We start from the raw sequence: 1,286 nt of genomic DNA on the forward strand, positions 1-1,286 counted from the left end.
GGGGCTGCTGAAAAACCCCGCCAATTTGCCTGATAATTCGAGCCGAGCGAATTCCTGCAGGAGCGTTGTTGATGAGAAGCCCCGACGCCGAGCAACCGTCGCTGTTCTCCTATTCGCAGACGACGGATTTTGTGCCCGCGGATCATCCGCTGCGCCGGATCCGGTCATTGGTCGATGCCGCGCTGGAGTCGATGGACGGCACGCTCACGGTCAGCTACTCGCGCACGGGCCGGCCGGGCATTGCGCCGGAACGCCTGATCCGGGCGCTGTTGCTGCAGATCCTCTACTCGATCCGCTCCGAGCGCCAGCTCGTTGAGCAGATGCGCTACAACATGCTCTATCGCTGGTTCGTTGGCTTGTCCCTGGACGATGCAGTCTGGGACGCCACCACCTTCACCAAGAACCGGCAACGGTTCATCGACGGCGCGGTCACGGGCCGGCTTCTGGACGCTGTCGTCGATCAGGCCCGGCAACGCCGGCTGTTGTCCGAGCAGCACTTCTGCGTGGACGGCACGTTGATCGATGCCTGGGCCTCGATGGGCAGCTATCGGCGTCAAGATGATGACGACGAGCCGCCCAGTAGCCCGCCCAACTTCAAGGGCGAGACACGGCGCTCGGACACCCATGAATGCAAGACCGATCCCGATGCCCGGCTGTATAAGAAAGCCCCGGGGCAACCCAGTCGGCTGTGTTACATCGGCCACGTACTGACCGACAACCGGCATGCCCTGGTCGTGGATGCCGAGACCACACAGGCCAGCGGCACCGCCGAAGTCGATGCGGCGCTGACGATGCTCGACCGAAGGCCGGGCAAGCGCCGACTGACCGTCGGCGCCGACAAGGGCTATGACCAGCACCGCTTTGTTACCGGCGCACGCCAAGCGAACGTGACGCCGCATGTCGCTCAGCACACGCATCGACGACGATCCGCCGTCGATGGCCGCACCACACGCCATGCCGGCCACGCGAAGTCAATCAACGCCCGCCATCGGGTCGAGACGCCGTTCGGCTGGGGCAAGTACGCCCGGCCGCTCAAACAGACCATGCTGCGTGGTCTCGATCGTGTCGCCGCCCAGGCCAGGCTGGTCTTCGCCAGCTACAACCTGGTGCGGATGGCCGCATTGGAGGCGGCATGAGCGCGTCCCGTGGCCGGACTGCGTCTGGAATCCGGAATTCGAACCTTATCAGCCCGAAAAATGGGCAGAAAATGATCAATGGCCCGCGAATACGCTTGGCTGGTCGGGCTTCGCATCGAGATTTGGGCGCTATTTCAGCAGCGCCCTAGA

General features: G+C 63.8%; 1 protein-coding gene. It reads left to right on the plus strand.

The window, feature by feature from the left end; translation table 11 throughout:
* The first annotated feature begins 71 nt into the window (after positions 1-71).
* Positions 72-1,136, plus strand: a complete 1,065-nt coding sequence (locus tag S4A8_RS19090) for an IS5 family transposase (RefSeq protein WP_353221326.1) — start codon at positions 72-74, stop codon at positions 1,134-1,136.
* Positions 1,137-1,286 lie beyond the last annotated feature (150 nt).

It is taken from the genome of Salinisphaera sp. S4-8 (assembly GCF_040361235.1).
In the GTDB taxonomy this organism is placed as follows: domain Bacteria; phylum Pseudomonadota; class Gammaproteobacteria; order Nevskiales; family Salinisphaeraceae; genus Salinisphaera.

Excerpts from the sequence above, each read along its gene's own strand:
- S4A8_RS19090 (WP_353221326.1), top strand. The coding sequence starts at position 72 with ATGAGAAGCCCCGACGCCGAGCAACCGTCGCTGTTCTCCTATTCGCAG.